15 protein-coding genes and 1 pseudogene are annotated in these 18,588 nt (G+C 71.9%); 5 read left to right on the top strand and 11 right to left on the bottom strand.

Features of this window, described 5'->3' with window-relative positions; all coding sequences use genetic code 11:
* Positions 1–100: 100 nt before the first annotated feature.
* The 4 genes from infB to rimP form a co-directional block, all read right to left on the bottom strand.
* Positions 101–3,220, bottom strand: a complete 3,120-nt coding sequence (gene infB / locus ACFYMM_RS22080; RefSeq protein WP_388389097.1) for a translation initiation factor IF-2 — start codon at positions 3,218–3,220, stop codon at positions 101–103.
* Between the two features lie 146 nt (positions 3,221–3,366).
* Positions 3,367–3,663: a YlxR family protein gene (locus tag ACFYMM_RS22085; RefSeq protein WP_384658671.1), complete on the bottom strand. Its 297-nt coding sequence runs from the start codon at positions 3,661–3,663 to the stop codon at positions 3,367–3,369.
* 102 nt (positions 3,664–3,765) lie between these two features.
* The gene (nusA, locus tag ACFYMM_RS22090; RefSeq protein WP_388389099.1) at positions 3,766–4,752 is read right to left on the bottom strand and encodes a transcription termination factor NusA; all 987 of its coding nucleotides are present in this window, start codon (positions 4,750–4,752) and stop codon (positions 3,766–3,768) included.
* A gap of 2 nt (positions 4,753–4,754) precedes the next feature.
* Positions 4,755–5,294 carry a ribosome maturation factor RimP gene (gene rimP / locus ACFYMM_RS22095; protein ID WP_388389102.1) on the bottom strand — a complete coding sequence of 180 codons (540 nt, stop codon included), beginning with the start codon at positions 5,292–5,294 and terminating at the stop codon, positions 4,755–4,757.
* A gap of 196 nt (positions 5,295–5,490) precedes the next feature.
* On the opposite strand from rimP, the gene ACFYMM_RS22100 reads away from it, so the two are divergent.
* Genes ACFYMM_RS22100 through ACFYMM_RS22110 form a run of 3 tightly spaced genes read left to right on the top strand, consistent with a single transcriptional unit; the run spans position 5,491 to position 7,463 of the window.
* Entirely contained in the window at positions 5,491–6,030 is a 540-nt protein-coding gene (locus ACFYMM_RS22100; RefSeq protein ID WP_388389104.1) for a hypothetical protein, read from the top strand.
* The gene (locus ACFYMM_RS22105) at positions 6,027–6,530 is read left to right on the top strand and encodes a DUF4439 domain-containing protein (RefSeq protein WP_388389106.1); all 504 of its coding nucleotides are present in this window, start codon (positions 6,027–6,029) and stop codon (positions 6,528–6,530) included. The genes ACFYMM_RS22100 and ACFYMM_RS22105 overlap by 4 nt, the downstream gene beginning before the upstream one ends.
* 27 nt (positions 6,531–6,557) lie before the next feature.
* Positions 6,558–7,463, top strand: a complete 906-nt coding sequence (locus ACFYMM_RS22110) for an aminoglycoside phosphotransferase family protein (RefSeq protein WP_388389108.1) — start codon at positions 6,558–6,560, stop codon at positions 7,461–7,463.
* Between the two features lie 94 nt (positions 7,464–7,557).
* On the opposite strand, the gene ACFYMM_RS22115 is transcribed toward ACFYMM_RS22110, so the two are convergent.
* The 6 genes from ACFYMM_RS22115 to dxr all read right to left on the bottom strand — a co-directional run bounded on the left by ACFYMM_RS22115 (position 7,558) and on the right by dxr (position 15,020).
* Entirely contained in the window at positions 7,558–9,264 is a 1,707-nt protein-coding gene (locus ACFYMM_RS22115) for a proline--tRNA ligase (RefSeq protein WP_388389109.1), read from the bottom strand.
* Positions 9,265–9,337: 73 nt separating this feature from the next.
* Complete coding sequence (locus tag ACFYMM_RS22120; RefSeq protein WP_388389111.1) at positions 9,338–9,868, bottom strand: GNAT family N-acetyltransferase; 531 nt, start codon at positions 9,866–9,868, stop codon at positions 9,338–9,340.
* 19 nt (positions 9,869–9,887) lie between these two features.
* Entirely contained in the window at positions 9,888–10,736 is an 849-nt protein-coding gene (locus tag ACFYMM_RS22125) for a GNAT family N-acetyltransferase (protein WP_388389113.1), read from the bottom strand.
* Between the two features lie 158 nt (positions 10,737–10,894).
* Entirely contained in the window at positions 10,895–12,052 is a 1,158-nt protein-coding gene (gene ispG, locus ACFYMM_RS22130; protein WP_388389115.1) for a flavodoxin-dependent (E)-4-hydroxy-3-methylbut-2-enyl-diphosphate synthase, read from the bottom strand.
* Positions 12,053–12,447: 395 nt separating this feature from the next.
* On the bottom strand, positions 12,448–13,740 hold the full coding sequence (locus ACFYMM_RS22135) for a M50 family metallopeptidase (protein ID WP_388389560.1): 1,293 nt from the start codon (positions 13,738–13,740) through the stop codon (positions 12,448–12,450).
* Between the two features lie 8 nt (positions 13,741–13,748).
* Positions 13,749–15,020 (bottom strand): 1-deoxy-D-xylulose-5-phosphate reductoisomerase, encoded by a 1,272-nt coding sequence (gene dxr, locus ACFYMM_RS22140; RefSeq protein ID WP_388389117.1) that lies wholly within the window; start codon positions 15,018–15,020, stop codon positions 13,749–13,751.
* 87 nt (positions 15,021–15,107) lie between these two features.
* On the opposite strand from dxr, the pseudogene ACFYMM_RS22145 reads away from it, so the two are divergent.
* Positions 15,108–15,269: pseudogene (locus ACFYMM_RS22145) on the top strand (lamin tail domain-containing protein); the annotation flags it as partial.
* A gap of 1 nt (position 15,270) precedes the next feature.
* On the opposite strand, the gene ACFYMM_RS22150 reads toward ACFYMM_RS22145, so the two are convergent.
* Entirely contained in the window at positions 15,271–17,202 is a 1,932-nt protein-coding gene (locus tag ACFYMM_RS22150; RefSeq protein WP_388389119.1) for an acyl-CoA dehydrogenase family protein, read from the bottom strand.
* Positions 17,203–17,555: 353 nt separating this feature from the next.
* Between ACFYMM_RS22150 and ACFYMM_RS22155 the strand changes: the two genes are divergently transcribed.
* Positions 17,556–18,569 (top strand): LacI family DNA-binding transcriptional regulator, encoded by a 1,014-nt coding sequence (locus ACFYMM_RS22155; RefSeq protein ID WP_388389121.1) that lies wholly within the window; start codon positions 17,556–17,558, stop codon positions 18,567–18,569.
* Positions 18,570–18,588 lie beyond the last annotated feature (19 nt).

Below are 18,588 nucleotides of genomic sequence, written 5' to 3' on the forward strand. Positions count from 1 at the left end.
CGGGAACATCAGAACCGTACAACGAACGGCCGGGGCCGATCGACGGAAATTACTCTCCGTCGACCGGCCCCGGACCGGACCGTCTCGGAAGCCCGAGCGCTTACGCGCGCGGCTTCTCCCGCATCTCGTACGTCGCGATGACGTCGTCGATCTTGATGTCGTTGAAGTTTCCGAGGTTGATACCGCCCTCGAAGCCTTCGCGGATCTCGGTGACGTCGTCCTTGAAGCGGCGCAGGCCGGAGATGGTGAGGTTCTCCGCGACCACCTTGCCGTCGCGGATGAGACGCGCCTTGGTGTTGCGCTTGACCTCGCCCGACCGGACCAGGACACCGGCGATGTTGCCCAGCTTGGACGACTTGAAGACCTCGCGGATCTCCGCCGTGCCCAGCTCGACCTCTTCGTACTCCGGCTTGAGCATGCCCTTGAGGGCCGCCTCGATCTCCTCGATCGCCTGGTAGATGACCGAGTAGTACCGGACGTCCACGCCTTCGCGCTCGGCCATCTGCGCCGCGCGGCCGGCCGCGCGGACGTTGAAGCCGATCACGATGGCGTCGGAGCCCATCGCCAGGTCGATGTCGGACTCCGTGACCGCACCGACGCCGCGGTGCAGGACGCGGATGTCGACCTCTTCGCCGACGTCCAGCTGGAGCAGGGAGGATTCCAGGGCCTCGACCGATCCGGACGCGTCGCCCTTGATGATCAGGTTCAGCTGCTGGACCTCGCCGGCCTTGAGCACCTTGTCCAGGTCCTCCAGCGACACGCGGCGCGTGCGCTTGGCGAACGCGGCGTTGCGCTCACGGGCGGCGCGCTTCTCGGCGATCTGACGGGCCGTACGGTCCTCGTCCACCACCAGGAAGTTGTCGCCCGCACCCGGGACGTTGGTCAGGCCCAGGACCTGGACCGGCGTCGAGGGACCGGCCTCGGCGACGTTGTTGCCGTTGTCGTCGAGCATGGCGCGGACGCGGCCGTAGGCGTCGCCCACCACCATCGTGTCGCCGACCCGCAGCGTGCCTCGCTGGACGAGGACCGTCGCCACGGCACCGCGGCCGCGGTCGAGACGGGACTCGATCGAGATGCCCTGCGCGTCCTGGGCCGGGTTGGCCCGCAGGTCGAGCGAGGCGTCGGCCGTGAGGACCACGGCCTCCAGGAGGCTGTCGATGTGCAGACCCTGCTTGGCGGAGATGTCGACGAACATGGTGTCGCCGCCGTACTCCTCGGCCACCAGGCCGTACTCGGTCAGCTGACCGCGCACCTTGGTCGGGTCCGCGCCCTCGACGTCGATCTTGTTGACCGCGACCACGATCGGCACGTCGGCCGCCTTGGCGTGGTTCAGGGCCTCGACCGTCTGCGGCATGACACCGTCGTTGGCCGCCACCACGAGGATCGCGATGTCGGTCGACTTCGCACCACGGGCACGCATGGCGGTGAACGCCTCGTGACCCGGGGTGTCGATGAAGGTGATCTTGCGCTCTTCGTCGTTGACCTCGGTCGAGACCTGGTAGGCACCGATGTGCTGGGTGATGCCGCCGGCCTCGCCCGCGATGACGTTCGTCTTGCGGATGGCGTCGAGCAGTCGGGTCTTACCGTGGTCGACGTGACCCATGACGGTGACGACCGGCGGACGGACCACCAGGTCCTCCTCGTCGCCCTCGTCCTCGCCGAACTCGATGTCGAAGGACTCGAGCAGCTCACGGTCCTCCTCCTCGGGGCTGACGATCTGAACCGTGTAGTTCATCTCGCCCGCGAGGAGCTGCAGCGTCTCGTCGGAGACGGACTGCGTGGCCGTGACCATCTCGCCGAGGTTCATCATGACCGCGACGAGCGACGCCGGGTTGGCGTTGATCTTCTCCGCGAAGTCGGTGAGGGAGGCACCGCGCGACAGGCGAATGGACTCGCCGTTGCCGCGAGGCAGCATCACGCCGCCGACCGACGGGGCCTGCATGGCCTCGTACTCCTGGCGCCTCTGCCGCTTCGACTTGCGACCGCGACGCGCGGGACCGCCGGGACGACCGAAGGCGCCCTGCGTGCCACCACGGCCACCGGGACCGCCGGGACGGCCGCCGAAGCCGGGACGGCCACCGCCGCCACCGCCCGCGGGACCGCCGGGACGGCCGGCGAAGCCGCCGCCACCGCCACCGGGACCGCCGGGACGACCGGCGAAGCCGCCGCCACCGCCGCCACCGGGACGGCCGGCGAAGCCGCCGCCGCCCGGACGACCGCCGCCGCCACCGGGACGACCGCCGCCACCGGGGCCACGGCCGCCGGGGCCACCGCCGCCGGGACGCGGGCCGGCAGCGGGACGCTGCGGCATCATGCCGGGGTTCGGACGCGGGCCACCGGGGCCGCCACCGGGACGGGGGCCGCCCTGCGGACGGGGCATGCCGCCCGGGGTGGGGCGGGGACCGCCCGGAGCCTGCGGACGGGGGCCGCCCGCCGCGCCCTGGGGACGGGGACCGCCCTGGCCCTGGCCCTGGGGACGCGGAGCGCCGCCGGGAGCACCGGGACCGCCGGGGCCGCCCGGCCGCGGGGCACCGCCCGGACGGGGCGTCTGCGGACGCGCCATGCCGGTCGAGCCACCGGAGGTGAAGGGGTTGTTGCCCGGACGGGGACCCGCCGGACGGGCGCCGGGACGCGGAGCCTGGCCGCCCGGACGCGGAGCGCCGGGACGGTCGCCCCGGTCACCGCGGCCCTGGCCGCCCTGGCCGGGACCGGCGGGACGCTGGGCGCCCGGACGGGGTGCCTGGCCGGCCGGACGCGGAGCGCCGGGACGGGGGCCGGAACCGCCGGAGGCGGCCGGCGCGGCGGGAGCCGCCGGGGGGGCCGTGAACTCGGGCGTGGTCGGAGCCGGGGACGCCGGGGCGGGCCGCGGCGCGGGCTTCGGGCCCGGGGTGGGACGGGGGCCGGGAGTGACCGGCGCGGCGGGAGCCGCGGGCCGCTCGGCGGCGGCCGGCTTGGGAGCCGGCGGGCGCGGGGCGGCCGGACGGGCGGCCTGCGCCGGAGAGGGGGCCGCCGGCTTCGCCGGGGCGGCCTTGCGGGCGGAGGCGGGCCTGCCGCCACCGCTGCCCTGCTGGAGGGCGTCAGTCAGTTTGCGTACTACGGGCGCCTCGATCGTCGAAGACGCCGATCGGACGAATTCACCGAGTTCCTGGAGCTTGGCCATGACGACCTTGCTCTCCACACCGAACTCCTTGGCGAGTTCGTATACCCGGACCTTAGCCACTTCGCTCCTTTTAGGTCCGGGTTGCGTCCGGACCGTCGCTACTTCATGGGCGTACTCATCGCGTGCTCATCGAGTGCTCATCGCAATCTCGACCTACTTCCAACTCGCGGGGTACCAGGGCCGCACGGGGTTCCGCGCGACGCTTCTTACGGTGTTGCCTGCTCAGCAACTGTCGTCTGCTCGACGTACTGGCGCAACGCCTTTGTGTCGAGCGCTCCCGGGGCGCGCAACGCCCGCGTGAACGCCCGGCGGCGCACCGCCTGGTCGAGACAGACCAGTGCGGGATGCACGTACGCACCCCGGCCGGGCAGCGTACCGCGAGGATCGGGGACGCATGCGTCCTCGATCGCCACGATGCGCAGCAGCTCGGTCTTGGCCGCTCGCTCCCGGCACCCCACACAGGTGCGCTCAGGGCATACTCCGGCGTGCGTCCGGCCAGACACTGTTAAGTCTACCTCCCCGCACCGACCTCACCCCTTTGGGGCAGGGATCGAACGGTTGTCGTGCATATAACTGTCGTGATCTGAGCGGCCTGCGGCCGGGATCTATTCCCCGGCCTGCTCGGTGTCCGGCCGGATGTCGATCCGCCAGCCGGTCAGCCGGGCCGCGAGCCGGGCGTTCTGCCCTTCCTTGCCGATCGCCAGCGACAGCTGGTAGTCCGGCACGGTCACCCGGGCGGACCGGGCGGCCATGTCGACGACCTCGACCTTGGACACCCGGGCGGGTGACAGCGCGTTCGCCACCATCTCCGCCGGGTCGTCCGACCAGTCGACGATGTCGATCTTCTCACCGTTCAGTTCGCCCATCACGTTGCGCACCCGGCCGCCCATGGGGCCGATGCAGGCACCCTTGGCGTTCAGGCCCGAACGGGTGGACCGGACGGCGATCTTCGTGCGGTGACCGGCCTCACGGGCGATGGCGGCGATCTCGACGGACCCGTCGGCGATCTCCGGCACCTCCAGCGCGAAGAGCTTCTTCACCAGATTGGGGTGGGTACGCGAAAGAGTGACCGAGGGACCCCGGACGCCCTTCGCCACCCGGACGACGTACGACCGAAGCCGCAGGCCGTGCGCGTAGGTCTCCCCCGGCACCTGCTCCTGCACCGGCAGGATGGCCTCCAGCTTGCCGATGTCCACCAGCACGTTCTTCGGGTCGCGGCCCTGCTGGACCACACCGGTGACGATGTCGCCCTCGCGGCCGGCGTACTCGCCGAGCGTCGCGTCGTCCTCGGCGTCGCGCAGCCGCTGCAGGATCACCTGCTTGGCGGTGGTGGCGGCGATACGGCCGAACCCGGACGGGGTGTCGTCGAACTCGCGGGCCTCCTGGCCCTCCTCCAGGTCCTCCGGGTCCTCCTTCGCCCACACGGTCACATGCCCGGTCTCCCGGTTGAGCTCCACGCGTGCGTGACGGCGGCTTCCCTCGGTGCGGTGGTACGCGATGAGGAGGGCCGACTCGATCGCCTCGACCAGCAGGTCGAAGGAGATCTCCTTCTCCCGAACCAAGCCCCGCAGGGCACTCATGTCGATGTCCACGGCTACGCCTCCTCCTCTTCCTTCATGTCCTTCTCGGCCTTGTCACCCTTGTCGGCCTTGTCGCCCTTGCGGTTGAACTCGACCTGTACCCGCGCGCGTTCGATCCCGTCGAAGGCGAGTCTGCGGGTGGTGGCCTTGCGGCCCTTGACGCCGGGCACCTCCACGTCGAGGCCCTCGTCGTCGACGCCCAGGATCCGGGCGACCAGCTCGCCGCCGCCCTCCGTCAGCTGGAACCTCACCAGCCGGTCCACGGCGCGCACATAGTGCCGGTGCTCGGTGAGCAGGCGTTCCGCGCCGGGGGTGCCGACCTCCAGGTCGTACGCGCCCTCGCCCATCGCCTCGGTCTCGTCGAGCTTCGCCGAGAGCGCACGGCTCACATCGGCGATCTGGTCCAGGTCGGCGCCGGTGTCGGAGTCGACGACGACGCGCAGCACCCGCTTGCGGCCGACGGAGTCCACGGCGATCTCCTCGAGATCCAGCCCCTGGGACGTGACGAGCGGTTCCAGCAGTTCCCGCAGCCTCTCGCTCTGGGTGGTGCTCATCCGGGTGACTCCTCGGCCGCGTGTGCTGTTGTGGGATGGGTCGCGTGTCTGGTCAAAGGGTATCCGGTCGCAAGGGGTGTTGCCGTCCACCCGTGCGCGGGCGGTGCCGCTGAGTGCCGCCGGACGGGGGCGCGGGTACGGTGATCACGGGCGTGCCGCCCTTCCGTTCGTACGAGTGCCTCCGAGGACGTCTGCAGTGCCGTACCCCCCGCCGTCGCGCACCCCCTCGGGGCCGCGCAGAAGATCCCTGCTGGCCTCGGCCGCGGGGACCGCTCTCCTCGTGGGCTGCTCCGCCGGCCCCGGCTCCGACTCGGGTTCGCCCGACGGCCCTTCGGCCGTGGCCCGGGTACGCGCGCGTGCGGCCCGGGACAGCGCCGGGCTGCTGGACCGGTACGACGCCGTGCTCGCCGCGCACCCGCCGCTGGCGGGCCGGCTGCGTCCGCTGCGGGCGCAGGTGGCGGCGCACGTGGCGGCCTTCGGGGCGGGCGGGACGCCCACCGCGTCGGCGACCGGCTCAGGGTCGGACGCCCCGTCCGCCCCCTCCGTGCCGTCCGTGCCGTCCGTCCCGGTGAACGAGAAGGACGCCCTCGCCGCTCTGGCCGCTGCCGAGCGGGGCCTCGCCGACCGGCGGGCGCGGGCTCTGCTGGGGGTGCCGGGTGAGCTGGCGCGGCTGCTGGCCTCCGTGGCGGCGGCCGGAGCGGCGCACGCGTTCCTGCTGACGGAGGGGGCCAGGTGAGCGGCAAGGCCGGGAGCGGCGAACTGACGGCGCTGCAGGCGGCGCTGGCGGCGGAGCACGCGGCGGTGTACGGGTACGGAGTCGTCGGCGGACGGGTCGGCGCGGCCGGGCGCGCGCAGGCACAGGAGGCGTACGACGCACATCGGGCGCGCCGGGACGCGCTGGCGCGCGAGGTGCGCGACCTGGGGGGCGAGCCGGTCGCCGCGAGCGCGGGGTACGCGCTGCCGTTCCCGGTGCCGGACGCGGCCACGGCGGTGCGGCTGGCCGCCGTACTGGAGGAGCGGGTGGCCGATGTGTACTCGGACCTGGTGCGGGCGGCGACGGGCGAGCGGCGCGGCGCGGCGGCGGCCGCCCTGCGCGAGGCCGCGGTCCGGGCGGTGCGCTGGAGCGGGGAGAGCGTAGCCTTCCCTGGTCTCGCGGAGCGCTCCGGCGAGGAGGCCGGTGCGGCCGGTACGACGGCGTCGTCGGCCTCCGCCTCCGTGGCTCCGCAGGGAACGTGAGGACGCAGGGAAGGGGACGACTCGCGCATGGCTTTCGAACCGCCGCAGCGCCTGGTGCGGGCGCTCGGTGAGACACCGGACGGTGACGACTGGTTGGAGAAGCTGCCCGAGACGGCACGGCAGGCCGTCGCGCTGCGCGAGTTGACCGTGGAGCGGATCCAGGTACCGGGTGGCCGCAGCAGCCTGGTCGTGCTGGTACGGCGGGCCGACGGCACCCCGGCGGTGCTGAAGCTCGCTCCCCGCCGGGCCCGGCCGGAGGGCGAGCGGGCGGCGCTGGCCCACTGGGGCGGGCTCGGTGCCGTCCAGCTGCTGGAGGCCGAGGCCGGGGAGGCCGGCGCGGGGGTGCTGCTGCTGGAGCGGCTGCATCCGGACGTCTCGGTGCGGTCGCTGCCCGAGGCGAAGGCGCTGCTGGAGGCGGCGGGGACGCTGCGCCGGCTGTGGGTCGAGCCGCCGGGTGATCACTCTTTCGAGACCGTGGCCGAGCGGACGGGGCGGCAGGCGGCGGCGATACGGGCGGGTGCCGAGTCCGATCCCGAGGTGGCGCCGCTGGCCGAGGCGGCGCTCGCGGCCCGCGAGGAACTGCTCGTCGCGCCGCCGGAGGACCGGTTGCTGCACGGGACGTTCCGGCAGAGCAAGGTCCTGTCCGGGGAGCGGATGCCGTGGCTGGCTGTGGGGCCCGACCCGGTGGTCGGCGAGTGCGCCTTCGATCTGGCGCGGCTGGTGCGCGACCGGGTGGAGGACCTGATCGCGGCGCCGTCCGGCGCGGCCACCACCCGGCGGCGGGTGAAGAGGCTCGCGGAGTCCCTGGAGCTGGACCAGGAGCGGCTGCGCGGCTGGACGCTGTTCCGGGCGGTGGAGTCGGGGGTACGGGCCCGCCGGGTCGGCCGTGAGCGGGACGCCGAGCTGTTGCTGGAGTTCGCCGGCTGGCTCTAGTACCCCGGAAGGCTTGCGGGTCGGGAGGGACCGGTCGCCCGGGGGCACCCCCACGCCCGAAGGCCGCGGGGGTGCCCGGCACCGGTCACGGCGCTCACTCCGCGGTCAGGCGGGTGATCGCCTCCTCGACGGTCAGTTCCTCGCGCTCACCGGTCCTGCGGTCCTTCAGCTCCAGGACGCCCTCGGCGGAGCGGCGGCCGGCGACGAGGATCTGCGGTACGCCGATGAGTTCGGCGTCGGTGAACTTCACGCCCGGGGAGACGCCGGCCCGGTCGTCGACCAGGACCCGCAGGCCCGCGGCGCGCAGCTGCTCGGAGACGTCGAGGGCCAGCTCGGTCTGCAGGGCCTTGCCCGCGGCGACTACGTGCACGTCGGCCGGGGCGACCTCCTTGGACCACACCAGGCCCTTGTCGTCGGCGGTCTGCTCGGCGAGGGCGGCGACGGCGCGGGAGACGCCGATGCCGTAGGAGCCCATGGTCACCCGGACCGGCTTGCCGTTCTGGCCGAGGACGTCGAGCTTGAGGGCGTCGGCGTACTTGCGGCCGAGCTGGAAGATGTGGCCGATCTCGATGGCGCGGTCCAGCCGGAGGCCGGTGCCGCACTTGGGGCAGGGGTCGCCCTCCCGCACGACCACGACGTCGACGTACCGGTCGACCTCGAAGTCACGTCCCGCGACGACGTTCCTGGCGTGCGTGTGCTCCTTGTTGGCACCGGTGATCCAGGCGGTGCCGGGGGCCACCCGCGGGTCGGCGATGTAGGTGACCTTGTCGCCCAGGCCCTGCGGGCCGACGTAGCCGCGGACCAGGTCGGGCCGGCCGACGAAGTCCTCGGCGGTCACCAACTCCACGGCGGCCGGCGCGAAGTGCGCCTCCACCTTGTCCATGTCCACCTCGCGGTCCCCGGGCACGCCCACGGCGACGATCTCGCCGTCGACCTTCACGAGGAGGTTCTTGAGGGTGGCGGAGGCCGGGACGCCGAGGTGGGCGGCGAGGGTCTCGATGGTCGGGGTGTCGGGGGTGGGGATCTCCTCGGCGGCCGGCAGGCCGGAGGCGTCCCGGGTCTGCAGCTCGTAGGTGATCGCCTCGGTGTTGGCGGCGAAGTCGCAGTTCGGGCAGTCGGCGAAGGTGTCCTCGCCGGCCGCGGCCGGGGCCAGGAACTCCTCCGACTTGGAGCCGCCCATCGCGCCCGCCGTCGCGGCGCAGATGCGGTAGTCGAGGCCGAGGCGCTCGAAGATCCGCTGGTAGGCCTGGCGGTGCAGGGCGTACGACTGGGCGAGGCCGTCGTCGTCGAGGTCGAAGGAGTAGGAGTCCTTCATCAGGAACTCACGGCCGCGCAGGATGCCGGCCCGGGGGCGGGCCTCGTCGCGGTACTTGTTCTGGATCTGGTAGAGGGTGACCGGCAGGTCCTTGTAGGAGGAGGCCTGGTCCTTCACCAGCAGGGTGAAGATCTCCTCGTGGGTGGGGCCGAGGAGGTAGTCGCCGCCCTTGCGGTCCTGGAGGCGGAACAGTTCGGCGCCGTACTCGTCCCAGCGGCCGGTCGCCTCGTACGGCTCTCGCGGCAGCAGGGCGGGGAGCGTCACCTCCTGGGCGCCGATGGCGTCCATCTCCTCGCGGACGATCCGCTCCACGTTGGAGAGGACCTTCTTGCCCAGCGGCAGCCAGCTCCACAGGCCGGCGGCGGTACGGCGGACGTAGCCGGCGCGGACGAGCAGCTTGTGGCTGAGGACCTCGGCGTCCGCCGGGTCGTCGCGCAGCGTCTTCGCCATCAACCTCGACATGCGCTGGACCGGTGCGTTCGCCATGGTTCTCGTACTCCTGCCGGGGAAAGGGTGGTGGCTAGGAGGTTAGCCGGGGGGCCGCCGTGCCCGGAAATCCTTAACCGCGGCGCAGGGGCAGGGGGGCGCCCATGACCGCGTACGGCTTGGGGGCGCTGGGGAAGTGGACCCGGCGGGCGAGGTCCTGGTAGCCGAGGGAGCGGTAGAGGCCGCGGGCCGGGCTGTCGGTGTCGATCGCGGAGAGGATCGAACGGGGTTCGCCGGCGTCGTCGGTGATGGTGGTGATCAGGGATCTGCCGATGCCGCGGTTCTGGTGGTGGGGGTGGACGTGCAGTTCGGTGATCACGAAGGTGTCGTCGAGCCAGTCGTCGTTGCCGAGGGCGCGCAGGTACGGCTCCACCACGGTGGACCACCAGTGGGTGCGGTCGTTGGGCATGCCGTAGACGAATCCGACGAGTCGTCCGTCGCTGGTGGCGCCGAGGGCTCGGGCGCCCGGGTACTGCATGTGGCGCAGGACGATCTGGCGGCGGACGGCCACCTCGTCGGGGCCGAGCCCGAAAGCGAGGGCTTGGACGGCGAGTGCCTCGTCCACGTGGGACGAGAGGTCCAGGGGACCGATCACGAAGTCCATGCGGGGAGACTACAGGGGGCTAGAACAGCACACTCATGAAGGCGCCGGCCTCCTGGAAGCCGACCCTCCTGTACGTCCTTCTCGCGGCGGTGTTGAAGTCGTTGACGTACAGGCTGGCCACCGGGGCGATGTCCGTGAGCGCGTAGCGCAGGACCGCCGCCATGCCCGGGGCGGCCAGGCCCAGGCCCCGGTACTCCGGGGCCACCCACACGCCCTGGATCTGGCAGGCCTGGGGCGTCGCCGCGCCGATCTCCGCCTTGAAGACGACCCGGCCGCTGTCGTCGAGGCGGGCGAACGAGCGCCCGGCGCCGACGAGTTCGGCCACCCGTGCCTGGTAGAGGAGGCCGCCGTCCCCGGCCAGCGGGGAGACGCCCACCTCCTCGGTGAACATCGCCACGCAGGCCGGCATGATCGTCTCCACCTCGTCCTTGCGGATGCGGCGGACGTAGGGGTCCGGGGCGATGCCGGCGGGCATGCGGTCGGTGACCATGAGGGGCTGGTGGGCGCGGACCTCGCGGGCCGGGCCCCAGTGCGGCTCCAGCAAGCGCCACAGCTGGGCGGTGGGTTCGGCGGGGCCGACGATGGAGGAGCAGCGGCGGCCGGCCCTTCTCGCCCGGTCCGCGAAGGCCCGTACGGCCCGGGGACCCGCGCAGATGGGGACCAGGTTGGCGCCCGCGTAGCACAGGGAGGTCAGCATGCCGTCCTCGTACCAGCCCCACATCTCGCCGCCGAGCCGCCACGGGTCGAGGCCGGCGACCTGGACCCGGGACGTCACGAAGGCGTTCGCCACCGGCTCGCGGTCGAGGACGGCGAGCGCGGCGTCCAGGTCACTCGGTTCGAGCACCCGTGAGGTGGTCTGCGTCAACAAATGCGGGGCCTCATCCGGAGGGGTTTGTGCTGATCTCCGCACTGTACCTGCCGACGCCGCGCGGCGCCGCCCCCGCGAGAACGCCGCAGCGGGCGCGGGCGCAGGGCCCGTTCACCCGCTCCGGCACGGCCCGGGCGGCCGGCGACTCGTGCCGTGGGTCAGTCGGCGACCGACACCGACGGCTCGCCGGACGGGACGCCCTGCGCCTCCATCTGCTCGGCCAGCTTCATGGCCTCCTCGATGAGGGTCTCCACGATCTTCGACTCGGGGACGGTCTTGATGACCTCGCCCTTGACGAAGATCTGGCCCTTGCCGTTGCCGGAGGCGACGCCGAGGTCCGCCTCGCGGGCCTCGCCGGGGCCGTTGACCACACAGCCCATGACGGCCACCCGCAACGGGACCTCCATGCCGGTCAGGCCTGCCGTGACCTCCTCGGCCAGCTTGTAGACGTCGACCTGGGCACGCCCGCAGGACGGGCAGGAGACGATCTCCAGGCCGCGCTGCTTGAGGTTGAGGGACTCCAGGATCTGGTTGCCGACCTTGACCTCCTCGACCGGCGGGGCCGACAGGGAGACGCGGATGGTGTCGCCGATGCCCTGGGAGAGCAGCGCCCCGAAGGCGACGGCGGACTTGATCGTGCCCTGGAAGGCGGGGCCGGCCTCCGTGACGCCGAGGTGCAGCGGGTAGTCGCACCGGGCGGCGAGCTGCCGGTACGCCTCGATCATCACGACCGGGTCGTTGTGCTTGACGGAGATCTTGATGTCCCGGAAGTCGTGCTCCTCGAAGAGGGAGGCCTCCCACAGGGCGGACTCGACGAGCGCCTCCGGCGTCGCCCTGCCGTACTTCCGCAGCAGGCGCTGGTCCAGCGAGCCGGCGTTGACGCCGATCCGGATCGGGGTGCCGTGGTCCTTCGCGGCGCGCGCGATCTCCTTGACCTTGTCGTCGAACTGCTTGATGTTGCCCGGGTTCACGCGCACGGCCGCGCAGCCGGCCTCGATCGCGGCGAACACGTACTTCGGCTGGAAGTGGATGTCCGCGATCACCGGGATCTGCGACTTCCGCGCGATCGTGGCCAGGGCGTCCGCGTCGTCCTGCGTGGGACACGCCACACGGACGATCTGGCAGCCGGACGCGGTGAGTTCGGCGATCTGCTGCAGGGTGGCGCCGACGTCGGACGTACGGGTCGTGGTCATCGACTGCACCGAGACGGGCGCGTCCCCGCCGACCGCCACGGATCCGACCTGGATCTGCCGGCTCTTCCGCCGCTCGGCGAGCTTGGTCGGAACGGACGGCATGCCGAGAGAAATCGCAGTCATCTGCTGTGCAACCCCAAGTCGTGGATCAAGGTCCGGTCCCGTAACCGGCGGGCTCCAGGCTTCGAGATTACGGCACCGGCCCGAGCCCGGGCACATCCCGTCCGGCAAACCCACCCAATGGATGGCGGCCCGGAGCACGCGCTGCCGGGCCGCCTCGAACGTCGCACGGCTAGTGCTGCGACCGGAAGGGTTCCCCGGCTCGCGACGCCCGGCACGGCACTCCCCCAGCCTTCGGCCGGGGGTACCCCCACGCCGCGTTGTCGCATCACCCGAGTACATCCAGTACGCGGGCGGACGCTCCGCCCTGCGATGCTCCCCCACTGCCTGAACCGCGTGGGAGGTGCCCCCAGCACCGGACGCCGCGAGCTTCTCGGCAAACCTTTCCGGTCACAGCACTAGGTGATTTTCACCGGGTTGACGACGTCCGCCACCAGGACCAGCAGGGTGAAGCAGATGAAGATGCCCGCCACCACATAGGCCACCGGCATCAGCTTCGCGACGTCGAACGGGCCCGGGTCGGGCCGGCGCAGCACCTTCGCCAGGTTCCGCCGCAGCGCCTCCCACAGGGCGCCCGCGATGTGTCCGCCGTCGAGCGGGAGGAGCGGGAGCATGTTGAAGAGGAAGAGGGACAGGTTGAAGCCGGCCACCAGCATCAGCGCCATGGCCAGCTGCTCGGTGGGCGGGATGTGGAGGGTGAAGATCTCGCCGCCGACGCGGGCCGCGCCGACCACGCCCATCGGGGAGTCGGGCTGGCGCGGGGCGCCGTCGAAGGCCGCGTTCCACAGGGCCGGGATCTTGCCGGGCAGGCTCGCGATGGAGTCGACGGCCTCGCCGAGCCGGTCGCCCATCCAGGTCAGGGACTCGCCGAAGCCCTGGCGTACGACGCCGGTGGCGGCGCTGAAGCCGAGGAAGCCGGCGGTGACGTACTGGCCCTGGACGATCTGGCCGCTGGAGTCCTTCTTGGCGACCTGGTTGGAGGCGATCTTCGCGTGCAGGGTCAGCTGGTGGCCGCCGCGTTCGACGACGATCGGGACCTGCTTGCCGGGGGTGGCGCGGATGAGGTCGGAGAGCCGGTTCCAGTTGTCGGTGCGCACCCCGTCGAAGGAGACGATCTTGTCGCCGGCCTTCAGTCCGGCCGCGGCGGCCGGGGAGGCCGCGTCGCCGCTCTTGCAGGTGTCGCGGTTCTGGCTCTGGGCGATGACGCACTGGGAGACCGAGGAGACGGTGGTGGTCTGCTGCGAGATGCCGAAGCCCATGAGGACGGTCAGGAACAGGGCGACCGCGAGGACCAGGTTCATGAAGGGGCCCGCGAACATCACGATGACGCGCTTCCAGGGCGCGCGCGTGTAGAACAGGCGGGTCTCGTCGCCCGGCTTCAGCTCCTCGAAGGCGGCCGAGCGGGCGTCCTCGATCATGCTCCGCCAGGGCGAGGTGGAGCGCGCGGTGATCCGGCCGTCCTCGCCGGGCGGGAACATGCCGATCATCCGGATGTAGCCGCCGGCCGGGATGGCCTTGATGCCGTACTCCGTGTCGCCCTTGCGCCGTGACCAGATGGTCGGGCCGAAGCCGACCATGTACTGCGGCACCCGGATGCCGAAGAGCTTGGCGGTGGACAGATGCCCCAGCTCGTGCCAGGCGATCGAGACCAGCAGGCCGATCACGAAGACGACTATGCCGAGGATCATCATCAGGGCTGTCATGCACGCGCCTCCGCGGTAGCCGTCTGTGCTGTCAGTTCACGGGCCCGGGCCCGTGCCCAGGTCTCCGCCTCGAGGACGTCCGGCACGGTGAGCGAGGTTCCGGTGACCGGGGTGCCGTGCTCCTGGACGACCCGGGTGACGGTCTCCAGGATCCCGTTGAACGGCAGCGCGCCGGCGCGGAACGCCTCCACGCACTCCTCGTTGGCGGCATTGAACACCGCCGGCGCGGTCCCCGCGAGCTGCCCGACGTGCCGGGCGAGGTTCACCGAGGGGAAGGCCTCGTTGTCCAGCGGGAAGAACTCCCAGGTGGAGGCCGTGCTCCAGTCGAAGGCGGGTGCCGCGTCGGGGACGCGTTCGGGCCAGCCCAGACCGATGGCGATGGGCCCGCGCATGTCGGGGGGCGTCGCCTGGGCGATCGTGGATCCGTCGGTGAACTCAACCATCGAGTGGACATACGACTGGGGATGCACGACCACCTCAATGCGGTCGAAGGGAATGTCGTAGAGGAGATGTGCCTCGATGACTTCCAGGCCCTTGTTGACCAGGGTCGCCGAGTTGATGGTGATCACCGGGCCCATGGCCCAGGTGGGGTGGGCCAGGGCGTCCTCGACGGTCACCCGCGCCAGCTCGGCCCTGGTGCGGCCGCGGAAGGGGCCGCCGGAGGCGGTGACGACCAGCTTGCGCACGTCGGCGCGGGTGCCGGAGGCCAGCGCCTGGAAGAGCGCGGCGTGCTCGGAGTCGACCGGGATGATCTGACCGGGCTTCGCCAGTGCCTTGACCAGCGGACCGCCGACGATCAGCGACTCCTTGTTGGCGAGCGCGAGGGTGCGGCCCGCCTCCAGGGCGGCGAGGGTGGGCGCGAGGCCGATGGAGCCGGTGATGCCGTTCAGCACGGTGTGGCAGTCGGAGGCGGCGACCTCGGTGGCCGCCTCCGGTCCGGCCAGGATCCCGGGGAGCGGCTCCCCGGCGCCGTAGCGCGCGGCGAGCGCCTCGCGCAGCTCCGGTACGGCCTCCTCGCGGGCGACCGCGACGGTCCGCACCCGCAGCCGGTGCGCCTGTTCGGCGAGGAGGGCGACCCGGCCGCCGTTCGCGGACAGGGCGGTGACCCGGAAGCGGTCGGGGTGGCGCAGCACGAGGTCGATGGCCTGGGTGCCGATGGATCCGGTGGAGCCGAGGATCACCACGTCCTTGGGACCGTCCCCGGCGACGGGGTCGTACACGAGGTGCGGGTCGGCGAGGGGTGCCGGACTGGCGGGGCTGTCGGTCATCCCTCCATTGTTGCCGCAACCGTCGGCCGTGAGGACAGCGCGTCCCTCAGGAGGGTGCCTTATCAGTTCTCGTCGCCGAATAGGACGCACACCGGCCGGGTCACGGACACCGCGTCGGACAAGTACCAGAACCGCCGTGCCTACGTCTGGAACAACACCAGCGACACGGCCACGCCGACCAAGGCGAGCGGCACCGAGGTCGACTCCTGTTCCTGGACGACGCGGGATCCGAGCGACAGGTACCGCTGATTCACCTGATCGGGCGGCGCACATTCTCGCGTTGACTCGGGCCCGGGGTCGCGTCGGCGATCCACGGGCCCTCGCCCGACGGGTCGACGATCCCCTGCTCCAGCCACTCGTAGGCGCCGCCGAGCACTCCCTTGACCACCTTGCGGTCGACGTCGTCGGTGTTGGCACACAGGCGGTTGAACAGTTCGTCGACCCGGATGCGGGCCTGGCGGCAGAAGACGTCGGCGAGCTGGTAGGCCTCGCGGCCGTGCTCGCCCTGGCTGCGCAGCAGCTCGGCCCGTACACAGGCCGCGCTCATCGCGAACAGCTCCGCGCCGATGTCCACGACCCGGCCGAGGAAGCCCTGTTTGGTCTCCATCCGGCCCTGCCAGCGGGACATGGCGTAGAAGGTGGAGCGGGCCAGCTTGCGGGCGTGCCGCTCGACGTAGCGCAGATGCCCGGAGAGGTCGACGCCCTGCCTGAACTCTGGGTACGACGACGGGAGCTGCCCCGGCCCGGCGACCAGCTTCGGCAGCCACTTGGCGTAGAACACGCCGGCGTTCGCGCCCGCCCTCGCCTTGTCGGACAGGGACTTGTCGGGGTCGATGAGGTCACCGGCGACCGAGAGGTGGGCGTCGACGGCCTCGCGGGCGATCAGCAGGTGCATGATCTCGGTGGAGCCCTCGAAGATCCGGTTGATGCGCAGGTCGCGCAGGATCTGCTCGGCCGGGACAGGGCGCTCGCCGCGCGCCCGGAGGGAGTCGGCCGTCTCGAAGCCCCGGCCGCCGCGGATCTGGACCAGCTCGTCGGCCATCAGCCAGGCCATCTCGGAGCCGTAGAGCTTGGCGAGGGCGGCCTCGATACGGATGTCGTTGCGGTCCTCGTCGGCCATCTGCGAGGAGAGGTCGAGGACGGCCTCCAGGGCGAAGGTGGTGGCCGCGATAAAGCTGATCTTGGAGCCGACGGCCTCGTGCAGCGCGACCGGCCTGCCCCACTGCTCACGGGCCGACGACCACTCGCGGGCGATCTTCAGGCACCACTTGCCGGCGCCGACGCACATCGCGGGCAGGGAGAGACGGCCGGTGTTGAGGGTGGTGAGGGCGATCTTCAGGCCCGCGCCCTCGGGGCCGATGCGGTGGGCGGCGGGGACCCGGACCCGGTGGAAGCGGGTGACGCCGTTCTCCAGGCCGCGCAGGCCCATGAAGGCGTTGCGGTTCTCCACGGTGATGCCCTCGGAACCGGCCTCCACCACGAAGGCGGTGATGCCGCCCTTGTGGCCCTCGGACTTCGGTACCCGGGCCATGACGACGAGCAGGTCGGCGACGACCCCGTTGGTGGTCCAGAGTTTCACCCCGTCGAGGACGTAGTCGTCGCCGTCCGGGACCGCGCTGGTGGCCAGGCGGGCGGGGTCGGAGCCGACGTCCGGCTCGGTGAGCAGGAACGCCGAGATGTCGGTGCGGGCGCAGCGGGGCAGGAAGGTGTCCTTCTGTTCCTGGGTGCCGAAGAGCTTCAGCGGCTGCGGTACGCCGATGGACTGGTGGGCGGAGAGCAGGGCGCCGACCGCCGGGTTGGCGGAGCCCACCAGGGCGAGGGCCTTGTTGTAGTAGACCTGCGTGAGGCCGAGCCCGCCGTACTTGGTGTCGATCTTCATGCCGAGGGCGCCGAGCTCCTTGAGCCCGTCGATGACCTCGTCCGGGATCCGTGCCTCGCGCTCGATGAGGGCCGAGTCGATCTTCGTCTCGCAGAAGTCGCGCAGCTTGGCGAGGAACTCCTCGCCGCGTCGTACGTCCTCGTCGGCCGAGAGGGGATGGGGGTGGATGAGGTCGAGCCGGAGGCGCCCGAGGAACAGTTCCTTGGCGAAACTTGGCTTGCGCCAGTCCTGTTCCCGGGCGGCCTCCGCCACCTGGCGGGCTTCCCGCTCGGTGACGGTGCGTTGGGTGGTGGGGGCGGACATGAGGCTCACCTCACCGCGAAGAGGGATGATTGCGGACCGTTCGTTACCGACCCGTGCTACTGGATCGTTGGTACCCGAAACGGGCCGCCCCCACCAGTCCTCGCGCGTCCGAACGGCCGAATCGCCCCGCCCGCCGGTCTCCGCCGGGCACACCCTCCAGCGGTGTTGCGTCCCGGGCCCGTCCGGGGGACGGTTCGTGTACCGCCCCTGGAGCGAGCCATCGGAAAAACTGTCGAAGCGCTTCGACAACCTATGGACACCCCACCCTGGCTGAAGCTAGTGTCAATGCACCCCCACTCGCCCCTGTCAGCAATGCGCATTGTCGAAGCGCTTCACAAAGCTTGGAGAGCTGGATGGTCACCCTCGCCGAGGTCGCCCAGCACGCCGGAGTCTCGGCGAGCACGGTGAGCTATGTCCTCAGCGGCAAGCGGTCCATCTCCGCCACCACCCGGCAGCGGGTCGAGCAGAGCATCCGGGACCTCGGCTACCACCCGAACGCGGGCGCCCGCGCGCTGGCCAGCAACCGGTCGAACATCATCGCGCTGATGGTCCCGCTGCGCACCGACATGTACGTGCCGGTGATGATGGAGATCGCCATCGCGGTGGCCACCACGGCGCGCACGCACGGGTACGACGTGCTGCTGCTCACCGGCGAGGAGGGGCCGGACGCGGTCCGCCGGGTCACCGGCAGCGGTCTGGCCGACGCGATGATCCTGATGGACGTGGAGCTGGAGGACGAGCGGCTGCCGCTGCTGCGCCAGACCGACCAGCCGTCGGTCCTCATCGGCCTGCCCGCCGACACCACCGGCCTGACCTGCGTCGACCTGGACTTCGCGGCGACCGGCGCGCTGTGCGTCGAGCATCTCGCGGGGCTCGGACACCGTGATGTCGCGGTGATCGGGGAGGCACCCGCGGTCTACGAACGGCACACCGGCTTCGCCGAGCGCACCCTCGCCGGTCTGCGCGACCGCGCCCGGGAGCTGGGCGTCCGGGTGCTGCACCGGCCGTGCGAGGGCGGGTACGACGCGATGGCCCTCACCCTGGCCCGGCTCCTCGACGAACGTCCCGGCACCACGGGCTTCGTGGTGCAGAACGAGTCCGCGGTGGAGCCGCTGCTGGCCCTGCTGCGCCAGCAGGGCCGGGCCGTGCCCGAGGACGTGTCCGTGGTGGCGATCTGCCCGGAGCAGGTCGCCGTCCAGGCCTCGGTGCGGCTGGCCTCGGTCGCCATCCCGGCCCAGCAGATGGGCCGGTACGCCGTGGAGCACCTGGTGGCCAAGCTCGACGGGCGCGGCAGCGACGAGGTCGTGCTGATCGCCCCGGAGCTGACCGTGCGGGCGAGTACGGGACCGGCGCCCGCCGGGTCCTGACCACACCTCTCCGTCTCCG

The sequence above is a fragment of the Streptomyces sp. NPDC006739 genome (assembly GCF_042869815.1).
GTDB lineage: Bacteria > Actinomycetota > Actinomycetes > Streptomycetales > Streptomycetaceae > Streptomyces.